The organism is Syntrophomonas curvata (assembly GCF_052976825.1).
This window is the reverse complement of sequence record NZ_CM129641.1, coordinates 2,578,981-2,601,499: the sequence shown is the minus strand read 5'-3', so window position 1 is coordinate 2,601,499 and position 22,519 is coordinate 2,578,981. Positions and strand designations below refer to the sequence as shown.

Here is a 22,519-nt window from a genome sequence, read left to right as displayed (position 1 = left end):
TTTTATGCTATAAGTCTCTGGGTGCAGGGGACAGTCCGTCTACGATTCCCCACCCCTCAGACCATTACAGCTTCAGGCTGGATATGGGTTTCAGGTCGGCTATGGACTGAGCCTTAATTTGGCCGGGGGAAACGGTGTAAAGGACATTACCTATATATAGTACCCGCTTGATGTTGTTGTCGCTGTCGTACCAGTAATCTCCTGCCCGCTGGTAGTCATCAGATTCCAGGTGACTGATGCGGCCTTTGTACTGCAAGCCATTTTTCAAATCAATATTGTAGATATAGGCTCCCTGGAAGGTGAAAGAGCCATAGGCCGGAGCCCCGTCTACCTTCTTCGTATTATTTGCTCCCAGCTCCATCAAGGTTACCGGAAAGGCTAACAGGTTCTTCTCCTTGGAAAAGAGCAGGGCTTTGTGATTATTAAGAAGCTCGGAATCGGTTCCCCGGTCACCGATTACCGCCCGGGACATTTCTACCGGCTGATCGACCCGGGTAACATCAAAGACGGCTATCTTCAAACCCTGGTAGAAGGCCTGCGATTCCCCGTTCCAGCCCTTCATTTCCACCGTATCCTTGCCAAAGCCGATAATATGATTCTCATCATACGGGTGGAGATAATCGCTGTAGCCGGGTATCTTTAACTTACCCAGAATCTGAGGCTTTTGCGGATTTTTAAGGTCAATCACGAAGAAGGGGTCTACATTTCTGAATGTCACCATATAAGCCCGGTCTCCCATAAAACGGGTGGAATATATTTTTTCGCCGGGGGCGATGTTTTCCAGTTTGCCTGCCGGTTTAAGCTCCTTATCCAGGACATAAATATGATTCTTGGAAGTATTATCACCACGGTTCCACATATCACCGCTGGTTGTTGCTATGCGCAGAAATCCCTGATGCTCGTCCATGGAAAATTGATTGAGTATGGCGCCGGGGACCGTTCCTTTACCCGTGCAAACGGTGCTGGCTCCCTGCAGGGCGAAACGATAGACTTCAGTTTCAACCTCGGCCTGTTTTTCAGGGAAAGCACTGTCCTTAAGCAGGGGTTGTACCCGGGGATAGCTGTTTACTGCTATATACAGATTGGAGGGGGAGGCATAGATGTTATCTCCATTCCCCAGGTAGGTTTTAATATCAACCTTCTGATCCAGGTTGTCGGTGTTAATTGCCACAACCATAACATAGGCGTTGTAGAGGCAGTCGGGAAAATAATTAATCCGGTCACACGACAGATGTTGGAAATCCTTGCCTGTGGCCGAGTCGCGGTAAGAAGGAAGTATCACCGGGTCACCAGGACGGTAGTAATCGATATTGCGGTTGGCTACCAGGTAGAGGGAGGAGCCGACCTTGCGGGTAGAAAGACAATAACCCTCCAGCTCTATTTCCCGGTTTTTAGCAGGATTGGTTTTATCATTGAGATTGTAAATCACAGCTTTGCAGGTCTGAGAACTGTACTGGGGCGGACCGGGATATATCATCCTTTTTTCCTGGGAAAGGGGTTGAGGATTATTCCGATAAGCATCGCCGATTACAATCAGGTGTTTGGCATCTACATAAAGATCGCGGGGATTAAAGTTATTATTATCATACTTGATTTTGGCAACGAGCTGCATTTTATCCGCTGGTATAGCTCTTACGATACTTAGCTGGCGCTGATTGAGCATGTAGATGTAATTGCCGTCAGTCTTTACTATATCAGCTTCATCCACACCCTGAACCTGGACATTGGTTCCCGAATAGTCGGCTTTGCCATTAGCAACTGGAGCTTCCGCAGGTGCTGCAGCCTCATCTACGGAAACATTTGCCATACTTTTTTCCTTCATCATATCACGGCGTGGCCCATACAGACTATCCTGCAGGGCAGCGGACTGAGTCAGCAGTTCCTGCAGCTTTCCCACCGTACCTACCACTGGTATCTCCATTGTCTTTACCGGTGGCTCGACTTCAGGCTTTGCCGATGTTTGACCACTGTTGATAGCGTAAACCACACTGCAGATGCCCAGTATCATCACAAGTAATAATAGCCCGGATAAGGCCCACGGCTTTTTTCGTCGTAAAATGTGCATTACCTTCCTCTCCTTCCACTTTTATTTTACCTTACGAATGTATATGGGAAAACTTTCATGGCAGGACTTAACGCCATACTTGCCGCAGCTGACAATTGGATAAAGGATTTAGGGATTGTGAGGAGAATATTAATGCTTTATTAGATTCCCGGATTCAGGAGGTTTTATAGTTGCATAAGAAGCTATGGGTTTTAACAGTCGCGGTGTTACTTTTTTTGGCAATTATAGGAGGGTGTGCCTCCGATAGTGATTCCAAGGTAAACGAAGAAAAGGCAATCTCCCTCGATACCCGGTCAAAGGAAATTAGTGATGGTAAACTCGAAGTGTTCTTTATTGACTGCGGACAGGGGGATGCAATTTTAGCTCGATCTCCACAGGGGCAATATATGCTCATTGATGGGGGGATGCGCGAGGAAGGTGAGAATGTCGCCAGCTTTCTGCGCGACCAGGGAGTAAAGCAACTGGCGGTTGTGGTAGGCACTCATCCCCATTCTGACCATATCGGCGGCCTGGCCGGGATTATCGATGCATTTCCGGTAGAAAAAGTCTATCTGCCCCAGGTTACCCACAATACTGAGGCCTTTGCCGCCCTGCTTGATGCGGTAAAAGGACAAGATCTTAAAATCAGTACTGCCCGTCAGGGGGTAGAAATTCCCCTGGAAGGGGTTAAGGTCAGTTTCCTTGCACCGGTCGGAGATAGCTATGATGAACTCAATAACTACAGTGCAGTATTACGAGTCGAGTATGGAAGAAACTCATTTATTTTCACTGGCGATGCCGAGGAGCTATCGGAATCGGAAATGCTTGCCAGCAACCAACAACTTGAGGCCGATGTGCTTAAAGTGGGGCATCATGGAAGCTCGAGCAGTACCGGCTCCAAATTCTTACGGGCGGTTGCACCGCAGTATGCGGTAATTATGTGCGGAGCGGGCAATGATTATGGGCACCCCCATCAGGAGACTTTGACTGCTCTGGGTGATGCCGGGGCAGAAGTCTACCGTACTGATTTAAATGGAACCATTATCATGACCAGTGATGGCCGCAGTATAAATGTCGAGAGCGTTGGGAAAAAACAGGATAGCGGTAAGTCCGTGGCGGCAGTTCAGCCTGAAACTGCAATACGGTATATTGGAAACAAGAAATCATTAAAATTCCATCGCCCTGACTGCAAAAGCCAGCCGGCAGAGAAAAACCGGATTTATTTCAACAGCCGGGATAAAGCCCTTAGTCAGGGATTTTCCCCTTGCACTAATTGTCAGCCATAAGGAGGGTGTACGATGAAAGTGATTATTGACCGTTTTGAAGGTGAATTTGCCATTCTGGAGGGGGACGATGAATTTAAAACAATACCCCGGGCTATGCTGCCTGCCCAGGCACGGGAAGGAGATGTGCTGGTATCTGATAAAGGAGAGTGGTTGCTGGATTCGGAAGCTGCCAAAAGACGGCGGGAGAAGGCTGAAAAATTAGCCGGAGAACTCTGGCGGGATTAATTGAAATACCAGATGCAAAAACTTGAAGTATGCCATATTATGGTATTAGCAATGCCGTAAGATATTGTTAGAGGAGGGATTGAAGTGCAGATGCAATGGGCGTCGTCTCCCAATTACCGCCGTGGCCGTCAGGGGCGCGATATAATAGCCATTGTCAATCATATTACTGCCGGGCTTATGCCGGGTACGCTTAGCTGGTTGCGCAACCCGGCTGCAAGAGCCAGTGCTCATTACCTGGTGACCAAGTCAGGGGTGGTTTATCAGCTGGTAAAGGATGAAGATACTGCCTGGCATGCTGGAATAGTCAACCGGCCTGATTGGGTACTTTACGATGGGAGCAACCCTAACTGTTATACCCTGGGAATTGAGCATGAAGCGCTGGCCGGGGAAGTATTAAGCGAGGCCCAGTATAAAGCCAGCCTGGAATTGCACCGCCAGTTGGTTCAGAAACATAATATTCCGGTGGATCACGCCCATATCATCGGCCACTGCAACCTGGATAGTGTAAATCGTAAAAACGACCCCGGCCCTGGCTTTCCCTGGGATAGGCTTTTTAATGAGCTGACTGGTTCAGATGTATCGGCAAGCTCTTCAGAAATTGATATTGTAGCTGGGGATAAAAGTATAAAGGGATTTTTACAAACGGATAAAGCCTATGGCCCGGCCAGGGAAATCGCAATGGCTTTGGGATGGCAGGTGGAATGGCTCAGTCAGGCCAGAAGGGTTGTACTTATTCCGCCATCAAAAGGAAGAGGGCCCGACAACCAAGATGTTAGTATTATAGTTGCTGGCACGGGTATAGTAGCCGTTATGCGGGGTGACACCGCCTATGCCCCCTTAAGGCAGATGGCTGAATCCATGGGTTGCCAACTGAGTTGGGATGAAAAAACCCGTACCGTAAAAATAAGAGAAGCTTAAAGCCGCCTGCGCTTTAAAAGGAAAAAGCAGGCTTGCGAAGCCGGTTTGCCAAATCCCTGATTACGAAGTTAATTTATTATATTCCTCTGTACATGAGATGGCCTGGCTGGGACAACTATCCTGGCAAAGGGCACAGCTTATGCAGAGGTCGGGAATTATTTTGTATTCACCAATGGGACTAATGGCCCCGGTTGGGCAGACATCGGCACAGAGACCGCAGGCGGAACATACTTCTTTATTGATGGCATACATTGTCATATCCTCATAAACGGTATCATAATAAAGAAACGATGATATTACGCTGAATATTATTAGTCCCTTCAATAGTCGACAAAGCCATGGCATCTCTTAATAACTGGCCAATGTAAGAGCCCTTTTCGAAGGCCCGGGCTGCCAGGATATCTGCAGCCATACGGGTAACTTCCTGGGCTATTACACTGGCAGACAGTTTGGCCATGGCTGAAGCTACCGTATAATCATCCCCCCGGTCTATTAACCAGCAGGCTTTCCAGGTAAGCAGGCGAGCCATTTCAATTTTGGTTGCCATTTCCACCAGAGCATAAGAGACAGACTGATGGTCTTTTATTTTTCTGCCAAATTGTATCCTTTGATCGGCGAACTCATAGGCCAGCTCATAAGCGGCCCGGGCAATACCCACTGATGTGGCGCCTACCAGTGCGCGTCCGATATCAAAGGTTTGGTTCATCAGCAAATAGCCGCTCAGAGGCTCCTTGACCTTTATGACGAAATCGGAATCGAGTACGGCATTGTCAAATATCAGTTCTCCCAGGCGGGCATAATCAAGCACCTGCATTGCTCTGGTTTTTCCTATCTTTACTCCCGGTGTATCGCGGGGGATCACAAAGTAGCGCATCGATGCCTTCTTTTTTCGCAGGTTAGTCATAGCGAATAAAGAAATAAAACTGGCTTCGGGCGTGTTAAGAATATAATCCTTTTTACCGTCGATAATAAATTGCTGTCCGTTCTTTTCAGCAAAAGTATGCATGGCATTAAGGTCAGAACCTCCACTCGGTTCGGTCAAGGCGAAAGCCGCCAGATGAGCCTCTCTACCGGTAAGCAGGGGCAGGAACCTGGTTTTTTGTTCCTCGCTTCCCGCCAATAACAGCGGCTGCACTGCATGCAAATTGGTATCTATAACTGCCGCCAATCCGGGGCAAGCGCAGGCAATCTCCTCGACAATGAGGGCGGTGGTAAAGATATCGAGACCCAATCCCCCGTATTCCCGGGGGATGGTGGGACAGACCAGATTGTGCTTTCCCAGCTGGCGAACTAGATACCAGTCAAACCCCTCGTTACGGGTAAAATCATGACTCTGAGCATATGGCCTTATCTCCTCCCGGGCAAGTTGCTGCACCAGATTTACCAGGTGGGATTGCTGCCTATTTAAGGAAAGGTCCATCTTTTTCTCCTCCTCTACTCCTCAGCCATTTTAAATACTGAATAAACTTGTCTACCTGCGCAACTTCATCGTTTGTAAGGTGGTACAGATTGTTAATAATCTCCAACAGGCGGTAATCCTTGGGGCCTGTTGCAGAAGGATGGTCGGTAGAGCTTTCCACAAAATAATCCAACGGCTTATCTAGTACCTCTGACAGCCTTTCTAATTGCGAGAGATAAATACGTCTCTTCCCCTTTTCATAATTTGAAATAGCAGATTGGGAGCAGCCAATAGCAATAGCAAGTTGTTCCTGGCTCATTTTCTGTTCTTCCCGGGCGATCTGAATTTTTTTACCGAGCTCGTTAAGCTTCATATCTTTCTCCTCGAATATTACTGTGTATTGATTAAAGTATAGCACTTTAATCATATTTGTAATATAGAAGTATATGCAATAACATATCGTGATAAAAAAACGACAATGTAATACGCTGTGATTATTGATGGCTTCACGAAGATACAAATGACAGACATAAAAAAACTTGCGTAATATGACAAACGTGGTAGAATAATATTACATGATGTAATAAAAATGAAAGGGTGGGATGTACATGTTTCAATTTGTAATGACACCGGAACAAATCAAGTTAAGGGACGAAGTCAGGGGATTTGCCAAGTCTATACCACGTGAGTATATCCTGGATATGGATGCGAACAAGATTAAATATCCCAGGGAATATCTTCAGGAAGCCGGACGCCGCAACCTGATCGGCTTGAGGGTTCCCAAAGAATATGGAGGGCGCGGCCTGCAATGGGAAGATGATATCATAGCATTGGAAGAGATTTGTGTAAACGGATACATGTTTGGCTGTACCTATGGGGTTACGGGTGATGTGGTTCCCGAAGCCCTGGTTCATTTTGGCACGGAAGAGCAGAAAAAGAAATACCTGCCGGCGATCTGTTCGGCGGAAAAATTTGCGGCCGAATGTCTAACCGAACCACGTGGGGGATCTGACTTTTTTGGTTCGACTACTTACGCTGCCAAAGATGGTGACGACTTTATCCTTAACGGACAGAAACGCTTTATTGTCGGAGGAGAAGGGGCGGACTATTTCCTGGTGTATGCCAAAAGCAATCCGGATGGCGGTCCTACCAATTCAATGACCTGCTTTATGGTAGAGAGGGAAATGGGGGTAAAAACAGAATATCTCTACGGTCTGATGGGATGCAGAGGCGGGGGTACGGCCCGGGTTGTGTTTGATAATGTCAGAGTCCCTAAAGAAAATGTAATCGGGGAAGTGAACGGGGCTTTCCCCATATTCTATCAGATGATGATACCGGAGCGCTTTGGTACGGCTGCCATGACCATTGGCGCTGCCCGGCCGGCTCTGGAGATTGCTACTGATTATTCCACCAAGCGCAAAGCATTCGGCAAAACCATAAACAAATTCCAGGGAGTAAGCTTCAAAATAGCTGATGCGGTTACCAAATTGGATAGCTGCCGTTCTCTCATGTATATGACTGCCAGGGCAGTAGACTCGAATGCCGGTGATGCCCTGTGCCGCCGCCTGGTTTCCGAAGGCAAGAAGTTTGTGACGGAACAATGCTGGGATGCGGTTAATCTCTGTATGCAGGTTATGGGTGGAATCGGGTATACGGATATTTATCCGGTAGAAAAGATATTGCGTGATTTAAGGCTTTCCATGATCTGGGTGGGAAGCAATGAGATAATGAGCCTTATTACTCAGCACGAATGGTATGGGGAAAGGAAACGGGAGCTTAAGAATAATACTAAGCGCAATAGCGAAGTTGATTCTGTCAGCGCGTTTGATGAAGACGAAAAAATATACGAATAATGAATTTGACTGTGCTTAAAGGAGGTAGGGGCATATGTACAAGGATTGGCAGGACATGTATAAGGAAAAGTTAAAGACTCCTGAAGAAGCTGTTAAACTGGTTGAAAATGGTGACCGTATCTCATTCCCTACAGCCAACGGCAATCCCCGTTTTTTATCCACGGCCCTGGCTGGAAGAATAAAAAATGGAGAGCTACCCGATTGTGAATTAACGGTAGGCCTTAACCTTAATGCCCCGGAGCTGTGCAAACCGGAGGTGGCTTCCAAGTGTTATTACAGGGCTGGTTATATCAGTCCCTTTGAGCGCCCTATGGCTCAGCAGGGAATATGCGACCCAACCCCGTTCAGGTTTACGGATATACCGCGTACCTGTGTACAGGACCGGGATTACAATGTGGTGTTTATGACAGCTTCTCCTATGAATGAACACGGGTGGTTTAGTGCCGCCATGAGTTGTTCGCACAGTTACTCCATGACCCGGCAAGCCTGGGCTAAAGGTAAACCTATGAGGGTATTTCTGGAGGTGAATAATAATGCCCCCTTTGTTCACGGACAGAACCACTTTCATATTTCCGAGGTGACAGTTCTGACAGAGGCAAACTGGGATATTATTGCCCCTCCCCCGGATAAACCCAACCAAAAGGACGAAGCTATGGCCAACTATATAGCCGAGCTCGTTCCCGACGGAGCTACCCTGCAACTGGGCATTGGCGGATTGCCTAATATACTTGGCAAATATCTTACCAGCAAAAAAGATCTGGGCTGCCATACGGAAATGATAGTTGATGCATATCTGGAACTCTATAAAGCCGGCGTCCTGACTAACCGCAGAAAAACTTTTATGCCCCATAAGACAATCGGAACCATAATCTGGGGAAGTAAGGAACTGCACGGCTTTTGCCATAATAACCCCGGAGTAGAGATACACGGCATTGATTTCTGTGCTAATCCCAATATAATTGCTTTGCATGACGACTTTATAGCAGTCAACTCGATTATGGAATGCGATCTGGCCGGACAGTGTGTTTCAGAATCAATGGGTATAGTCCCTTATTCCGGTATGGGAGGACAGGCAGACTTTGTACAGGGGGCGTGGCAATCCAAAGGAGGCAAGGCATTCCTCTGCTTGTACTCCACTTTTACGGATAAGGAGGGAACCGAGCATTCCAAAATTGCTCCGGTGGTTAACGGCTGGGTGGGAATAAGTCGCTGGGACGTACAATATCTGGTAACTGAATACGGCTGTGCCTATATCAAGGGAACAGGAATGCGAGAAAGGGTAAGAAATATTGTCGGTATAGCCCATCCGGATTTCAGGGAATGGCTGGTGGCAGAAGCCAAACGCCTTAATCTGATTGATTCCAGGTCAGATATTAACATTAAGAAAATGAGAAAAATAGTATAATTAAGCTGATTATATGCTGCAGCAGGTACCAGAGCTCAAGGGGTTCTGGTACCTTTTCTTATCATCTGCGAGAGCAGGGTTATCAGCCCTTAGATATACTCCCGGGTCAAAAGCAGAATTTTTACCATACAGGGTAACGCCTGGCCGGAAGATCAAATCAAAAAGAACAGAAAAAAGAGGGCTTAAACCTCAAACCCTCTGCCTTTTCTATTGGTGCGGATGAGAGGACTCGAACCTCCACGATGTTACTCGCCAGATCCTAAGTCTGGTGCGTCTGCCAGTTCCGCCACATCCGCATTAGTTAAATCGTACACGCAATATTATACTCTGATAACGCTGTGATTTCAACTTGCTTTTAAAGGCTGCACCGGCTTTCCTTTTTCTCTTCATACATGCGGATGTCAGCTAAATCAACCAACTGATAGATTTCGTCGGCTTCATCGGGGTATAGGGCGCTGCCTATGGATACGTGGTTGAAGTGTCCCAGAGCGATTATGGAAGAGCGCAGGCGTTCAACTACGGTGGAACATAGCTCGTAGCCCACCCCGGGAAGGATGATGCCGAACTCGTCGCCGCCATAACGGGCAACGATATCTGATTCTCTGACGCTGTTTTTAATCGTATCCGCTACCTGCTTCAACACCCGGTCACCCTCCAGATGGCCATGCTCATCATTAAGACGTTTAAAATCATCCAGATCGATCATAATCAGGCTGAACATGGTAGGCTGGGGTGTGTTATTGACTAATACATTAAGCTGGTCGTAAAAGTACTGGTGCGTGTATAGACCGGTCAGGCCGTCTCTTATCACGTAGGATGATAGGATTTGGAATTCATTGTAAACCAGGATGTAGATTAGCGTTCCGGAAGCTACTAAGGTGATCGCCATGCATAAGAAGGTAGAGATGTCAAAACCGCCGGTAATTCCCAGCAGCAAAAGGGCCAGGGTTGATATTGCTATAAGCAGAAGTAATTCGGGAAAGGAAGGGCTGGTGGCACAGACCACCACCGGAAACAGAAAAGCCAGTAGGAACGGTGAGTTTAACCCCCCGGAGTAGTAACATACCATAAATATTAGAATGGTATCGATTATGGCTGCAAATATAGCGGGTCGAGTGGATAGGCTATTCGGGGCTTTGCTGAAAAAGAGAACGGAAGTATAGCACACAACCAGGGCAAGGCTGATGATCAGGCCTTTTTCAAGCCTATCAATTAAAAGCAGAGATAGCACTACACCCAGACAAGCTACTATAAGCCTTGAAAAAGCCAATATGCGCTGCTGCTTGTAGGTACGCTTATTGTTTATGGCTGAGCTGAGAGCTGTCTTACCGTTTAAGATAGTTTTCATTACATTCCTATCCCCTTGTTGAATTCAGTTTATAGCAGATAGCGCAGAGATAGCAAGTGCAATTTGTACAAACGTCCTATACAATATAGGACGTTTTTCGAGTTTTCATGACTAAAGATTAGGATTATTAGCGATAATTGGTTTGTGAGTTAAAATTCTGTAATATCGGATGCCAGGAAGCGAGCTGGGGATGAATATTCCCCTCTGATGACTTTTATTGTTTGGACAATCAGGTAAAATAAAGAAGTGTGAAAGGTAAGGGGAGCTTCTATGCTGGAAAAATATCATACCCGGAGCGTGGCGATTTATCTTTTAACCTGGTTTTTGCTGGCTCTTTTATATAATGGCATGGCCCAGCTTATGCTTATGCTGCCGGTGGTTTTGTTCTTCAATTACCGCCTGGACAGACTGCGCTCGCTTAAAAAAATGGTTTCCTATATAATACCGCTGGCGTTACTGATTGTAGCCATTAATGCTCTCTTTAATCAAAACGGTGAGCTGTTGCTGGCCGCCGTAAGAATCCCGGGCTATACTATTGCTATATATCGGGAGACTATTGTTTTTGGTTTGGCCATGACCATAAAACTGGTGCTTATCCTGGCAATATTTACCGTATTTAACCAATTGATTCCGATAGAAAAGGTAATGGATATTTTTGGCCGTTTCAGCGGCCCTGCCATTTTAATGGTGGCAATTTCAGCCCGGCTGACACCGGAACTGGCGGTTCGGGCCCGTTCCATAAGCCAGGTGCAAAGAAGCCGCGGTGTAGCTGTCCGGGGAGGGGGGCAGGCCCAACGTATTCGTAAACTGGGACCCTTGGTTTTTAATCTCCTGCGGGCTTCACTGCAGACAGCGCTGCAGATGGCTGAGGCTATGCAGGCCAGAGGCTACGGCAACGGCCGCAGAAGCATATACTGCCAGGAAAAATGGGGAACCCGGGACTGGGTATTGGTCTTGCTGACCACGCTGGTTCTGGGGCTGGCAGTGGCAGGCTGTTACACTGGAGAAGGATTGCAGAATTGCAGCCCGTTCCAACAGGCTGGTTTACCAGCCCGCTGGAGGGAAGTATTGCTCCTGTTGTTCTTATCTTTGCCCTCGCTTACAGGTTCCGGGCTATCTTTGCGAAAGGTTTGAATAATGAAAAAACGACCTGAATATTCCGAACAATTCTTTAATCTCCGCCGGTTTTCTTACTACTATCCGCGCACTCCCCAACCGGCTCTGCGCCAGGTTAGTCTGGAGATACTGGAGGGAGAGTTTGTATTATTGATGGGGCGCTCGGGAAGCGGTAAATCCACCCTGGCCAAAGTATTGTGCGGCTTGGTGCCGGATTTTTACGGTGGGGATATGGACGGAGAAATCCTATACCAGGGAATTCCCCTGGCCCAGTGGCCTAAAAGCAGGCTGGCAGAGGAAATCGGTATTGTTTTTCAGGACCCGGATAAGCAATTGCTCTATAAAAATGTAGAACGCGATATTGCCTTTGGATTAGAGAACCTCGGTTTTGACAATGCTCTTATGCAGCGACGGGTTGCGGAGATGATGGACTTTTTGGACTTGAACGGCTTGCGGCGGCGGGATAGCCGTCTTATCTCCGGAGGAGAGCGGCAGAAGATTGCACTGGCCGGCGTTCTGGCCATGAACCCGAAGGTTTTGATATTGGATGAACCTACTTCGCAGCTGGATCCGGTGGCAGCAAGCGAGTTTTTGGCATTGATAAGGGACTTGAACCAGGAGTGGGGGATAACCATTATTCTCATAGAACAAAGGCTGGACAAAGCCTTTGTTATGGCCGACCGGGTAATGGTAATGGAGGCCGGAGAGGTTGTCTTTCAAGGGGGGGGCAGGGAACAGTTGCGCTGGGCGCGTAATGAGGATTACCCATTGCTGCCGGGTATTCCGGCCATGTTTGCTGCCGGGCTAAAAAATGAGGAAGCCCCTCTGACCATTAAGGAGGGGCGCAAAATGCTTAAGGCTATAGGTGCGGATATAGTTGCCCTGCCTGAGAAAAAAAGATGCAGCGAACCTGATCTGAACCTGGGCGAACCGCTGCTGGAGATTAACCGGCTCAGCTTTTCCTATGCCAATGATGTACCGGCAATAAGAGAACTCAGCTTACAAGTTTGGCCGGGCGAGTGCATAGCCCTGATAGGCTCCAATGGCGCCGGAAAGAGTACGCTGCTGCAAATTATAGCTGGACTGCTGAGCGGTTACAGGGGCCATATCAGGGTCGGTGCGGTAAGTGGAAAAAAACTTAAACCGGAGAATTTGCAGCATCAACTGGCGTATCTGCCGCAAAACCTGGAAGATTTTTTTCTGGCCGACACGGTTATTCAGGATATTCTGCTGGCCGGTAAGCAAGAAGCAACATCGGAGTTCTGGCTGAAAGTCATGAATTTGCAGCAGTACCGGGAGCATGACCCTAGGAAGTTGAGCACCGGGGAGAAGCAGAGGGCGGCTCTGGCGGCAATACTGGCTGCAGACCCTGCTCTTATCCTGCTGGATGAGCCTACCACCGGAGTAGACCGGGAACATAAACGAGAGCTGGGTGCGCTTTTAAGCAATCTCTGCCGTCAGCAAAAAACAATCTTTCTGGTCACCCATGATATTGACTTCGCCAGCGAATGCGCGGGGCGCATAGTATTCATGCATGACGGAAGGATATTGGCAGAAGGTCCGGCAGATGAACAGATACCAGGGAATATTTTCTACGCTTCGCAGGCAGCCAGGTTGTTCCGGCCTTTTGATAGAAGGGTAATAAATGAAGCTCAGGCGGTTGAACGTATTGGAAGAATCAGGAATTGAGGTTGAGTTATGAACTGGGGTTTTATTTCGACAATTATAATTCTAGGCGCTATTGTTATACTCTATCTCTGGGCCCAGAAAGCAGCCGTTTCCAGCAAGGAAATTGCACTTCTGGCTGCCCTGTCGGCAATAGCGGCTTTGGGGCGGGTTCCCTTCGCCGCTATCCCCAGTGTTCAGCCTACCACCTTTGTCGTAATGCTTACGGCCTGTGTTTTCGGGCCCCAGGCGGGTTTCATGGTAGGAGCCAGCGCTGCCCTGGTATCAAATTTTTTTCTGGGTCAGGGTCCCTGGACTCCATGGCAGATGATAGGCTGGGGTATGGTTGGCGCCGTTACCGCCTATCTGTACCGTCTGCTGCCGGGATTAAAGCCGGTCGGATTGGCCTGTATTGGCCTGGTTTGGGGTTATTTATTTGGCTGGGTGCAGAACCTGGGGTTCTGGATAGCCTTTGTTTATCCCCTGAACTTGAAATCATTTCTGGCAGCCTATGCTTCCAGTTTGATTTTTGACAGCCTGCATGCAGTCTGTAATTTTTGCTTTTGCCTTTTTCTGTCGGCACCGGTCATAAAAATCCTACAGGAATATAAGGATAAGATTTACTACCGGAACATTTCCTCCGATGACGGCAAGAATCCCTAGACTAGTCCCGCCCCTGGCTGGGTGTATCCCACAGCCGGGCCGCTTCTTTATCATCAGCCCAATCATAAATCCCTTCCGACATATCTGCGGTAATGTCGTTCAGGGCCTGAGGGTTATTCAGGAGAAAGTCCTGAATGCTGACTACCTCTTTTTTAACATTTGGTTTCACTTGTTAACCACCTCCTTGGTTTAGTTTTTACCGGGTCAGATTCTATTAATACGTGCATTTAGACAATAAGCACTTGATTTTAAATTAAGAGCCGGTATATCCTTGATATATAGTGTAGTAATATAATTCACGATTTAATCGGGCAATAACAATAACCAAAAAAAGGAAAAAACGATATACCGGTTGAAATAATATTGAAACAACATTTTATGGAGAAAGGAGAAAAGATGCAGACATTACTAATGCTGTCTCCGATCTTCCTGGTTTTCTTGGCGGCGGTTTATTTTATATGGGCATTTAAAATAAGAAGTCAAAAATTGGCCCGCCAGAAAGAGATAATGAAAGCTGGGGATAAAGGAGAGTACAAGGTTCAGTCCATTTTGAGCCCGCTGGAGAAGCCAAATTCACGTTATAAGGTATACCATAACATTAAACTGGGACCGGATGCCTTACATACCAATGAATATGATAGCGTAGTCATTGGCCCCAATGGCATTTTCCACATTGAAACCAAAAATTACGGGGGTGAGCGCGGCGGAATAATAGACGTGGACAGCAGGGGGAACTGGATATTGCACAAGAAAAACGGCTACTCCAAGCTGATTAACAATCCAGCCGGTCAGGTAGATTCCCATGAATATCGCCTTAAAGGGTTTCTTAATCGGGTAGTGGGGGTAAGGAATTTACCTACCCAGGGCATTATAGTTCTTTCCTGTGATAAGATCAGTGTGCGCTACAATAAAAAAGCCGACAGTGATATACCGGTATTAAGCCGGCATGAGCTGCTTGACTACATCCATAACTACAATAAGGGGAATCTGGTTTTATATCCACGTACTATAAAGAAGATATGCAAAAATATCGAAGAGATGAATAGAATGGCCCAAGCCAATTAACGGTTGGGGAATGGTAAATGGGAGGGTTAAACATGAAGCGTATACTGTTGGTCGCACTTGCGATTCTGTTTGTTTTCCCCTCCCTGGCACAGGCAGCGCCCAAACTGGAGTCATATGCCAACGCTTCCGAAACCCGCCAAAAAGCTCAAATAATATGGAAATTATCCGGTCTGGGCAAACCTTCCGAACAGCTGCTCATGCTGCCTGATGGTAGGTTATTAATATTAACCGGAAATAAAATGCTCTGTGTCAACCAGCAGGGCCAATTGTTATGGGAAGCTAAAGCCGGCAGCGGCAAAATGGGGAACCCGGTGCTAGCGGATAATGGCTCAATTTTCACCGCCGGCAAAGGCATGATTGCGGAAACCAAGATAAACGGAGCCAATGGCTGGAGTTTTGCCGTGCTGCCTGGAGGCAAAGACAAAGAACCCCAGATGGCCGGAGGATCAAACAATATAATTTACCTGCCTCTGCCATACGCCCTCTATGCTCTTGACACCGAAGGTCATGCGGTCTGGGCTTTTTCACCCTGGGACAATTCCGACCGCTTCACGGTGAAAACCCCGGCTAAGCGTACGTTTATGACCTGTGCTGCAGATGAGCGGGCGTTTTATGCGGTCTATGCCGATGAAAAAGGGAATTATAAACTAATTGCAGTAGATAGTAAAGGCAGACACCTCTGGACGTATTGGTTAGGGGACGTTCTTGATGCGCATATCCTTCCCGGAGGAAATGACAAGGTTTACGTTACTGCAACCCTGAAACCGCCTCAGCGCCGGGGGGGAGGAAAATCTGCCTCGGGAAAGCTTAATCAGGGTCGCATATATTGTTTTGTTGCCAGTGAGGGAAAAAATCCACTATGGCAGTATAATGTTAAAATATCAGACAGCCTTACAGCGCCTGTATTGGATGGCAGCCTGCTTTATGCAAGCGGAGGGAGCACCCTTTATGCTGTGGATGCCAACACGGGCAACTTAGTATTGGAGAATCGCCTCTCAAACATGGTTTCACCTCCGGCAGTGGATACGGTTAAGGCAAGGGTTTATGCCGGCAGCAGCAAGGGGCTGCTTTATGCCGTCAACAGTAGCGGCCGGCTGGATTGGTCGTGGGAGCTGGAAGGGGCAATTGAACAGGCTCCGCTGCTGAGCTCGGATGGTTTTATCTATGTTTGCACCCAGAAGGGCAACCTCTATAAAATCCGTGACAATGCCGGCGGGAAAGGATGATAATATGAACTCGCGTCGAAGATCGCATATACTATCTCTGCTGATGTTGCTCGGTACAGGTCTGTTTTTCCTTGTCCCCCCAGCCTGCGCGGCATCCTTTGAAGATCTGCAGGGACACTGGGCCAGTGAAGCCATTTATCATGCATCGGTGCTTGATTTGGTAAGCGGATATCCGGATGGGGATTTCAAGCCGGAGCAGAGTTTATCACAAATGGAGTCCCTGGTACTATTCATGCGGGCTGCCGGTTATGATCCGGACAAAGGAAATAAAACTGACAAGAAAACGCCGGTGACCAAGGCTAAAATCCCTCAGGTTTCCTGGGGGCAAAACTATCTTAATCAGGCAGTTCGGGACAATTTAATTACGGAGCAGTGGCTTGCCGATTTTGATAGTGACACTCCTGCAAGCAGGGCCCAGACGGCTGATTTGCTCTGTCGCTTATTACAGCTTCCTCCCGGTGAAATATCAGGCGGTCTTTCGCCTTTCAGCGATTTAAACCAAGCAGTGCCTGAATTGCGGCCGGCAATCATTGCCGTAGCCCGGGCTGGTATAATTACCGGCTACCAAAACGGGAGTTTTTATCCGGGCAACAATTTGAAAAGGGGCGAAGCTGCCTCTATTCTGGATCGCCTGATGCAAGATAATTGGTTGAAAATAACCGCTGCCCGCGAGGTTGAAGGTTGGGTGGAGAGAATTGATTTTAAGCGCAGTCCGCCTGAAATTGAAATACAGTCTTTACAGGGAAATAAAAAATACAAACTCTCACCCGAGGTCAAATGCTTCAAAAATGGCAAAGAATGCCCTTATCAGCAAACTCTATTCTGGCGGGTGAAACTATACCTGGACAGCAAAAAGCAGGTGGGCTGCATAAGCCTGCTGGAGAAAAAAAGTTCGGGTCAGGAAAACAAGATAACCGGAACAGTGAGAGCGGTAGCGCTGGGAAATGACAGCTTTTTGACCTTGGTTGACCTTGATGGGCGGGAACGGATTCTGCCCCTGTCCTGGGGGGCAGAGCTTGATAATGGCGGAAAAAGTAATGCCAAAGGGTTTCAAGCTCTTAAAGCCAACACCTTTGTTGATGCTTACCTTGTAAATGAGGAAGTTAGCCGGGTAGCCGTACTCGACACCAAAAGCCTTTCCGGCAGTGTTTGCAGGGTAACCGGAAAAAGACTGGATCTGGACAGCAAGGGTTCCGGCAAGAAGCCTCTTTGGTTCAACTACTGGGATCGAGCACGAATTATTGATAAGAATGGTCACAATAACGGTGTAATAAGGGGTGACAAGGTTAAAATCACTTATTTGGACCCTGACCCTGGTGGTATTGATGACGAAATCCCGTTGGAAATAATAATAACCAGTCGTCCGGAATGGAAAAAAATCAGTGGCGAGGTGGAGAAAACCGGTGATAGCTATGAAGGGAGGCAACTGGTGCTGAAAAAAAACAAAAGCTACATTCTGGACGGGTCTGCAGCCATTTACCGGGAAAACGGCAGTTCCATTGACTTTAATAGCGTAAAAACTGGCGACAAGGTGGAAGCCATGCTTGATGGTGCGGGCATAGTAATGAAGTTGACTGTCATGGATCCTAAAGTAAAACCGGCCCCATAAGAGAAAAAACCTTTTTGGAATAATATGTAATATCCCACCCTCGTTTTTGATAGGAAATTATTGTATTTGCAGGAAAATCATCATTAGCAGGCGAATAATGATGATAATAATCTACAGGTGGGGGAGTGGGATGATGGTCAACGTGGTTATTATAGGGGCCGGGCAGGGGGGCTGCTCGGTTATGCGGGTTCTTCACGGGATAAGCACCATAAGAATAATAGGTGTTTGTGACGTTAACCCCGATGCGCCGGGGATAAAGCTGGCCAGAGAAAAAGGCATTCCGGCATACAAGGATACTGAGGCGGTTGTCAAATTGCCTTTGTTGGATTTAATTATTGAAGCGACCGGAAACAGTACGGTTCAGGAAATCATTAAGAGCAATAAGCGGGATGAAACTGCTTTGGTTGATTCCCACGGGGCCAATTTAATGATGCTTTTGGTGGAAAGCCGTGAAGCCATGATAAGTGAATTGCATCAGCAGGCCGAGAAATTAGCTGATATGTCGGCAGATTTATCCTCAACTATGCAGAATGTATCTCGGGTAGTGGAAGAAGTAGCTGGCTACGCGCAGGAAATAGCCGCCAAAGGCAATAATCTTATAAAATCTGCCGCTGAAGCCATACTACATCTGGGAGAAACCGGCGAGGTTCTAAAGATCATTAATAATACGGCTCAGCAAACCAAACTGCTGGGATTCAATGCAGCCATAGAAGCCGCCCGCAGCGGTGAGCATGGGCGAGGCTTTGCGGTGGTGGCCGATGAAGTTCGTAAACTGGCTGAGGACAGTACCAAATCGGTATCCAAGATATCAAAAATTATGTATAATATTGAAAAATCGGTCGAGATTATCACCGGCGGGGTAAACGAGGCAGGCGTAACGGTTCAAAAACAAGCCGAGCTGACCCAATCAGTAGCGGCTAACATTGAGCAACTTGAGGCGATGTCCCAGGAACTATCAGCTACCGCTCATCGTCTGACCCAGCTGGCTTAAAAGCTGAAATTACAGGCTGGGAATTTTAGATGGTAAGGGTGTACCCACGCCCACGCCCCTTCTTGGTGTAATATTTTGCGCAGGATTTCCGGACTTGGGAGTTAAAAGCTTAAAATGTACAGAATAAAACACCTTAATAGATTTTACGATATACTGCAAATACTGGAATTCAAGACGGGAACCCGCATACTTGCTTCCAGTAACAATCGTATGGACTGGCCGCAGCAGGGGGTATGCTTTTTTTTTGAGCCCAGAGAATTGCGGGAAAACGGCAAGCAGATGCGGGTGGTAAGGATGGTCATAGCCAATCCTAATGCAGATCCGCTAAGTGCTCTGTGGGATCGCTTAAGGCAGCACCGGGGAACCATAAGCGGCAAATTTGCCGGCGGAGGAAACCACCGTGTATCGGACTTCCGCTATTATATAGGCAGTGCCCTGATAAATCGGGACAGTATAGATTGCCCTTCCTGGGAAGAACTGGATTCTTCCAATACCGCTATCAGAAAAAAAGAACACTCCCTGGAAACTGAAATTAGCCAGATAATCAATAATATGCCCTTCTTATGGATTAGCACCGAGCGTAGCTCAAAGCCGGGGCAGTTGAACCAATTCATTAAACACAACGCTATATCATTACTGAGCAATTACCACCGGAAATTTATTTATGACCCGCCTTCCCCGCACTGGCTGGGGCACTATTGCCCTGAACCGGCGGTGCGGATTTCCGGATTATGGAATAGCCGGGGTGTGGATGTACCCTATAATCTCAAGTTCCTGGATTACCTCGAAAAGCTGACCCGGTTGGTATAATAGGCGGCTAAGCTTTATTTTTAGGCTCCCGGCAGGAATCGCAGAGGTTGGCATAGAAGCGTTATACAGAAATTAATTGGGATAAGGCTTAATAAGCATTTGGGGGTGGTTCTGCTGAAGCCCAGACCAGGTAAAACAGATTATTACCTTAATATCGCTCTGGATGTAGCCGCCCGGGGCACGTGCCTGCGGCGCAATTTCGGAGCAGTAATAGTAAAAGATGATGCTATAGTGTCGACTGGCTATAGCGGTGCTCCCCGGGGGTTACCCAATTGCTGTGATCTTGGAGTCTGCGAAAGAGAGCGCCAGGGCATACCCAGCGGCGAACGATACGAACTGTGCCGCAGTGTGCATGCGGAAATGAATGCCATAATAAATGCGGGAAGAGATAAGACCCTGGGTGCTACTCTATATCTGGTCGGTTTTGATGTAAAAAGCGGTGAGCTGATAGATGCCGAGCCCTGTTTTTTATGTAAACGAATCGTAATTAATGCCGGTATTTATAAAGTGATATGCCGCAATCAAGACGGAACCTCAACCAGTATAATACCCGAAGGACATCCGAACTATCAGCAGTAAGGAGAATGACGATGATCTATAAATTAACCCTGATCAGAGACCTTCCGGAAACGGAAGCCGGCTTTACTTTTTACCTCCGGGGCGGCATGGCTTCCCATGACGGGGAAGAATGGTTTTCCTGGATTACCCGCGAACCTGCCTATGCCCGTATTTATCAGCTTTTCGTAGAAGAACGCAGCGACTGGGTACTGATCGAGGAGAGCAATATACCTGATACCCGCTATGAACTGCAGGACAATTTCCCTAACAACAGGCTGGTTTCTTTTAAAGAGGCATTGGATGAGCAGGGCTTTCTCTATGATGATAGCTTCCATGGAATTAATAATATCCGCTGTTGCGGAGAGCAATTAAAAATGCTGGGGGCCACCAAGGCCGACTGTATATATTGCAGCAACTGCGGCAAAGCAGTACAGGATGCAGTTAATTACCTGGTTTGGGGGTTGAAGGATGTAGAGCCTCCGCGTCGGCCTTATTTTACCGAATACAGTTACGACCCTTATCAGAAGTTTATAACCGGGCGGGTCAAGGATGAGAACCTCAAATAAAATCCGGCCTGCAGGCCGGATTTTATTGCATGCTCTTATTTATTTTTTACCATCTGTTCGTTATAATAATTAATCCAGCCCGGTCCCCGGGCTGCATCCGGGTCTACGGAGGAGCCGGGCGGGAGCGAGTATTTTAAAGCCCCGGAGGGGCAGGCGTTTACGGTCTTGATAATGGATAAAGGGCTGTCGCCATCAACATTTACCCAGGGACGAGCCTCAGTATTAAAGACTGCAGGCAAGGCGGTGAAGCAATTAGTGTCATGGGTACATTGCTCCGGGTTCCAGTAAACTATTATGTCCTGGTTTTGATAGGACTTTGCATAATTCTCCGGATCATAAGTGTGAGGGTTATTGGGATTAGTTTCTATCTGAAAAGCTAAATCAGGTTCCAGCAAATCCTTTTTGCCCAGCAGGGTTAAGGCAAAATCCCGACCCCAATTATAAGCCCGCAACAGGTCGGATGCGGTGGGATTCATTCGCACCCGCAGTCCCGGCATTACTTGCATCCGCAACATTCGCAGGCGGGACTCAATTATCGGCACCGCCTCACCGCTCCAGCCATAAGCCCCAAAGGCTGCCGCCATTCTATTGCCGTGCACCAGCGGTGACAGGCGAATAAGCAAATCCCAGACCTGGGGAGGAGCATCCTTATTAATCGTTGGAGAACCGATAATCAAACCGGAGGAAGCTGCAATTTCTGCGCTCAACTCATCCGGGCCGGCGGTTAGAAGATCGTATACCTTGATACTTAGTGAGCCTCCGGCGGCCAGACCCTGTTCGATACTGGCAGCCAATCTCTCGGTATAGCCATGGGCACTAATCCAAGCCAGTATGACCTTGGGCGGGATAGCGCCCGTTTCGGCTGCACTGCTCCATTGACGGTAGAGGGCGAAATATTTATCCAGATCCTGGCGCAATACCGGGCCATGACCGGGACAGACAATATCTATATCGTATTTTTGCAGCCGGTTAAGAGCCCTGCGCATAGGTTCCTTAAAGGGGCCCAATATATGTTCAAAATAATCCCTGAGTTCTTCCGTTATATCTTTGTCAATCAAGTCATTAAACAAGCGTTCGTCAGGATAATGACTGCCGAACGAGTCACAGGAAAAGAGGATTTTATCCTCTTTAATATAAGTATACATAGTATCGGGCCAGTGTAGTAAAAGGGCGTTGATAAATCGCAGGGTTTTACCCCCCAGGTCAATTTCTGTACCGTTTCGTATCAATTCGTACCTGAACTCACGGTTGCACACCTCACGTAAAAATTCAATCGCATTGAGGTGCCCTACAATTGTCAGAGCCGGCGCCAGATCCAGTAATTTACTGACAGAGCCCGCATGGTCGGGTTCAGTGTGGTTTACAACCAGATAATCAATCTGGTCCAGATTTATCACTTGTTTGAGTTTGGCCAGATATTCTTCGAAGAACTTTTCCTTCACGCAATCAATAAGGGCAACCTTTTCCTCACCCCGGACTACGTAAGCATTATAGCTTGTTCCGTATTTTGTTTTCATGATAATGTCAAATACCCTGAGTTCAGGATCCAGAGCCCCGGCCCAGAAAACGTTGTCCTTTATCTCTACAGCATTCATTATCCACCCTCCCTAAAAACTCCTATTTTTTATATTAAAGGGCTTTACCCTCAGGTACAAGAGTAAAGTGGATATTTCCGGCTTGATTCCAGGTGCGTTTTATAGCAGATTCATAAAATCCGGTTAATTAGCTTGCTTTTTCACAAACTCTAAAATATGATTTATTTAATTAAAGGA

At 47.5% G+C, this 22,519-nt stretch carries 22 protein-coding genes and 1 tRNA gene; 15 read left to right on the top strand and 8 right to left on the bottom strand.

What is annotated here, in order from left to right; all coding sequences use genetic code 11:
- Window positions 1–64: 64 nt before the first annotated feature.
- The gene (locus ACU70B_RS11830; protein ID WP_447183727.1) at window positions 65–2,065 is read right to left on the bottom strand and encodes a beta-propeller domain-containing protein; all 2,001 of its coding nucleotides are present in this window, start codon (window positions 2,063–2,065) and stop codon (window positions 65–67) included.
- Between the two features lie 170 nt (window positions 2,066–2,235).
- Here ACU70B_RS11830 and ACU70B_RS11825 point away from each other — a divergent pair, with 170 nt between their 5' ends.
- From ACU70B_RS11825 to ACU70B_RS11815, 3 genes are all read left to right on the top strand, one after another.
- Window positions 2,236–3,330 (top strand): ComEC/Rec2 family competence protein, encoded by a 1,095-nt coding sequence (locus tag ACU70B_RS11825; RefSeq protein WP_447183726.1) that lies wholly within the window; start codon window positions 2,236–2,238, stop codon window positions 3,328–3,330.
- A 12-nt stretch (window positions 3,331–3,342) separates the two neighbouring features.
- The gene (locus tag ACU70B_RS11820) at window positions 3,343–3,555 is read left to right on the top strand and encodes a DUF3006 domain-containing protein (RefSeq protein WP_447183725.1); all 213 of its coding nucleotides are present in this window, start codon (window positions 3,343–3,345) and stop codon (window positions 3,553–3,555) included.
- A 90-nt stretch (window positions 3,556–3,645) separates the two neighbouring features.
- Window positions 3,646–4,473, top strand: a complete 828-nt coding sequence (locus ACU70B_RS11815) for an N-acetylmuramoyl-L-alanine amidase (protein ID WP_447185766.1) — start codon at window positions 3,646–3,648, stop codon at window positions 4,471–4,473.
- 60 nt (window positions 4,474–4,533) lie between these two features.
- Here ACU70B_RS11815 and ACU70B_RS11810 read toward each other — a convergent pair whose 3' ends face one another.
- The 3 genes from ACU70B_RS11810 to relB are packed head-to-tail and all read right to left on the bottom strand — an operon-like array spanning window position 4,534 to window position 6,245.
- Window positions 4,534–4,725: a 4Fe-4S binding protein gene (locus tag ACU70B_RS11810; protein WP_447183724.1), complete on the bottom strand. Its 192-nt coding sequence runs from the start codon at window positions 4,723–4,725 to the stop codon at window positions 4,534–4,536.
- A gap of 22 nt (window positions 4,726–4,747) precedes the next feature.
- Window positions 4,748–5,893 (bottom strand): acyl-CoA dehydrogenase family protein, encoded by a 1,146-nt coding sequence (locus ACU70B_RS11805; RefSeq protein WP_447183723.1) that lies wholly within the window; start codon window positions 5,891–5,893, stop codon window positions 4,748–4,750.
- On the bottom strand, window positions 5,874–6,245 hold the full coding sequence (gene relB, locus ACU70B_RS11800) for a type II toxin-antitoxin system RelB family anti-toxin (protein ID WP_447183722.1): 372 nt from the start codon (window positions 6,243–6,245) through the stop codon (window positions 5,874–5,876). Before relB ends, ACU70B_RS11805 begins: the two co-directional genes overlap by 20 nt.
- Before the next feature lie 235 nt (window positions 6,246–6,480).
- On the opposite strand from relB, the gene ACU70B_RS11795 reads away from it, so the two are divergent.
- Both ACU70B_RS11795 and ACU70B_RS11790 read left to right on the top strand, forming a co-directional pair.
- Complete coding sequence (locus tag ACU70B_RS11795; RefSeq protein ID WP_447183721.1) at window positions 6,481–7,725, top strand: acyl-CoA dehydrogenase family protein; 1,245 nt, start codon at window positions 6,481–6,483, stop codon at window positions 7,723–7,725.
- Between the two features lie 34 nt (window positions 7,726–7,759).
- A complete protein-coding gene (locus ACU70B_RS11790; protein ID WP_447183720.1) occupies window positions 7,760–9,130 on the top strand; it encodes an acetyl-CoA hydrolase/transferase family protein in 1,371 nt (456 codons plus the stop codon).
- Between the two features lie 211 nt (window positions 9,131–9,341).
- On the opposite strand, the gene ACU70B_RS11785 is transcribed toward ACU70B_RS11790, so the two are convergent.
- Both ACU70B_RS11785 and ACU70B_RS11780 read right to left on the bottom strand, forming a co-directional pair.
- A tRNA-Leu gene (locus tag ACU70B_RS11785) sits at window positions 9,342–9,426 on the bottom strand.
- 59 nt (window positions 9,427–9,485) lie between these two features.
- A complete protein-coding gene (locus tag ACU70B_RS11780; protein ID WP_447183719.1) occupies window positions 9,486–10,478 on the bottom strand; it encodes a GGDEF domain-containing protein in 993 nt (330 codons plus the stop codon).
- Window positions 10,479–10,748: 270 nt separating this feature from the next.
- Between ACU70B_RS11780 and ACU70B_RS11775 the strand changes: the two genes are divergently transcribed.
- The 3 genes from ACU70B_RS11775 to ACU70B_RS11765 are packed head-to-tail and all read left to right on the top strand — an operon-like array spanning window position 10,749 to window position 13,922.
- Entirely contained in the window at window positions 10,749–11,612 is an 864-nt protein-coding gene (locus ACU70B_RS11775; protein ID WP_447183718.1) for an energy-coupling factor transporter transmembrane component T, read from the top strand.
- Window positions 11,613–11,615: 3 nt separating this feature from the next.
- The gene (locus ACU70B_RS11770; protein WP_447183717.1) at window positions 11,616–13,283 is read left to right on the top strand and encodes an ABC transporter ATP-binding protein; all 1,668 of its coding nucleotides are present in this window, start codon (window positions 11,616–11,618) and stop codon (window positions 13,281–13,283) included.
- A 9-nt stretch (window positions 13,284–13,292) separates the two neighbouring features.
- On the top strand, window positions 13,293–13,922 hold the full coding sequence (locus ACU70B_RS11765) for an ECF transporter S component (RefSeq protein WP_447183716.1): 630 nt from the start codon (window positions 13,293–13,295) through the stop codon (window positions 13,920–13,922).
- Window position 13,923: 1 nt separating this feature from the next.
- Here ACU70B_RS11765 and ACU70B_RS11760 read toward each other — a convergent pair whose 3' ends face one another.
- Window positions 13,924–14,091: a hypothetical protein gene (locus tag ACU70B_RS11760; protein ID WP_447183715.1), complete on the bottom strand. Its 168-nt coding sequence runs from the start codon at window positions 14,089–14,091 to the stop codon at window positions 13,924–13,926.
- A 227-nt stretch (window positions 14,092–14,318) separates the two neighbouring features.
- Between ACU70B_RS11760 and ACU70B_RS11755 the strand changes: the two genes are divergently transcribed.
- The 7 genes from ACU70B_RS11755 (at window position 14,319) to ACU70B_RS11725 (ending at window position 20,747) form a co-directional block, all read left to right on the top strand.
- The gene (locus ACU70B_RS11755; RefSeq protein ID WP_447183714.1) at window positions 14,319–14,987 is read left to right on the top strand and encodes a nuclease-related domain-containing protein; all 669 of its coding nucleotides are present in this window, start codon (window positions 14,319–14,321) and stop codon (window positions 14,985–14,987) included.
- A 32-nt stretch (window positions 14,988–15,019) separates the two neighbouring features.
- On the top strand, window positions 15,020–16,213 hold the full coding sequence (locus tag ACU70B_RS11750) for an outer membrane protein assembly factor BamB family protein (RefSeq protein ID WP_447183713.1): 1,194 nt from the start codon (window positions 15,020–15,022) through the stop codon (window positions 16,211–16,213).
- Window positions 16,214–16,217: 4 nt separating this feature from the next.
- A complete protein-coding gene (locus tag ACU70B_RS11745) occupies window positions 16,218–17,822 on the top strand; it encodes an S-layer homology domain-containing protein (RefSeq protein ID WP_447183712.1) in 1,605 nt (534 codons plus the stop codon).
- 97 nt (window positions 17,823–17,919) lie between these two features.
- The gene (locus ACU70B_RS11740) at window positions 17,920–18,813 is read left to right on the top strand and encodes a methyl-accepting chemotaxis protein (protein ID WP_447183711.1); all 894 of its coding nucleotides are present in this window, start codon (window positions 17,920–17,922) and stop codon (window positions 18,811–18,813) included.
- A gap of 114 nt (window positions 18,814–18,927) precedes the next feature.
- Complete coding sequence (locus tag ACU70B_RS11735; protein ID WP_447183710.1) at window positions 18,928–19,623, top strand: GIY-YIG domain-containing protein; 696 nt, start codon at window positions 18,928–18,930, stop codon at window positions 19,621–19,623.
- 114 nt (window positions 19,624–19,737) lie between these two features.
- Window positions 19,738–20,202: a deoxycytidylate deaminase gene (locus tag ACU70B_RS11730; RefSeq protein ID WP_447185765.1), complete on the top strand. Its 465-nt coding sequence runs from the start codon at window positions 19,738–19,740 to the stop codon at window positions 20,200–20,202.
- A gap of 11 nt (window positions 20,203–20,213) precedes the next feature.
- On the top strand, window positions 20,214–20,747 hold the full coding sequence (locus ACU70B_RS11725; protein WP_447183709.1) for a hypothetical protein: 534 nt from the start codon (window positions 20,214–20,216) through the stop codon (window positions 20,745–20,747).
- Between the two features lie 35 nt (window positions 20,748–20,782).
- Here ACU70B_RS11725 and ACU70B_RS11720 read toward each other — a convergent pair whose 3' ends face one another.
- Window positions 20,783–22,342 (bottom strand): oxygen-binding di-iron domain-containing protein, encoded by a 1,560-nt coding sequence (locus tag ACU70B_RS11720; RefSeq protein WP_447183708.1) that lies wholly within the window; start codon window positions 22,340–22,342, stop codon window positions 20,783–20,785.
- Window positions 22,343–22,519: the final 177 nt, after the last annotated feature.

Coding starts and splice junctions, on each gene's coding strand:
- ACU70B_RS11805 (WP_447183723.1), bottom strand. CDS start 5,893: ATGGACCTTTCCTTAAATAGGCAGCAATCCCACCTGGTAAATCTGGTG.
- ACU70B_RS11720 (WP_447183708.1), bottom strand. CDS start 22,342: ATGAATGCTGTAGAGATAAAGGACAACGTTTTCTGGGCCGGGGCTCTG.
- ACU70B_RS11740 (WP_447183711.1), top strand. CDS start 17,920: ATGATGATAATAATCTACAGGTGGGGGAGTGGGATGATGGTCAACGTG.
- ACU70B_RS11745 (WP_447183712.1), top strand. CDS start 16,218: ATGAACTCGCGTCGAAGATCGCATATACTATCTCTGCTGATGTTGCTC.
- ACU70B_RS11765 (WP_447183716.1), top strand. CDS start 13,293: ATGAACTGGGGTTTTATTTCGACAATTATAATTCTAGGCGCTATTGTT.
- ACU70B_RS11795 (WP_447183721.1), top strand. CDS start 6,481: ATGTTTCAATTTGTAATGACACCGGAACAAATCAAGTTAAGGGACGAA.
- ACU70B_RS11770 (WP_447183717.1), top strand. CDS start 11,616: ATGAAAAAACGACCTGAATATTCCGAACAATTCTTTAATCTCCGCCGG.
- ACU70B_RS11725 (WP_447183709.1), top strand. CDS start 20,214: ATGATCTATAAATTAACCCTGATCAGAGACCTTCCGGAAACGGAAGCC.
- ACU70B_RS11735 (WP_447183710.1), top strand. CDS start 18,928: ATGTACAGAATAAAACACCTTAATAGATTTTACGATATACTGCAAATA.
- ACU70B_RS11750 (WP_447183713.1), top strand. CDS start 15,020: ATGAAGCGTATACTGTTGGTCGCACTTGCGATTCTGTTTGTTTTCCCC.
- ACU70B_RS11780 (WP_447183719.1), bottom strand. CDS start 10,478: ATGAAAACTATCTTAAACGGTAAGACAGCTCTCAGCTCAGCCATAAAC.
- ACU70B_RS11815 (WP_447185766.1), top strand. CDS start 3,646: ATGCAATGGGCGTCGTCTCCCAATTACCGCCGTGGCCGTCAGGGGCGC.
- ACU70B_RS11755 (WP_447183714.1), top strand. CDS start 14,319: ATGCAGACATTACTAATGCTGTCTCCGATCTTCCTGGTTTTCTTGGCG.
- relB (WP_447183722.1), bottom strand. CDS start 6,245: ATGAAGCTTAACGAGCTCGGTAAAAAAATTCAGATCGCCCGGGAAGAA.
- ACU70B_RS11830 (WP_447183727.1), bottom strand. CDS start 2,065: ATGCACATTTTACGACGAAAAAAGCCGTGGGCCTTATCCGGGCTATTA.
- ACU70B_RS11790 (WP_447183720.1), top strand. CDS start 7,760: ATGTACAAGGATTGGCAGGACATGTATAAGGAAAAGTTAAAGACTCCT.
- ACU70B_RS11810 (WP_447183724.1), bottom strand. CDS start 4,725: ATGTATGCCATCAATAAAGAAGTATGTTCCGCCTGCGGTCTCTGTGCC.
- ACU70B_RS11820 (WP_447183725.1), top strand. CDS start 3,343: ATGAAAGTGATTATTGACCGTTTTGAAGGTGAATTTGCCATTCTGGAG.
- ACU70B_RS11775 (WP_447183718.1), top strand. CDS start 10,749: ATGCTGGAAAAATATCATACCCGGAGCGTGGCGATTTATCTTTTAACC.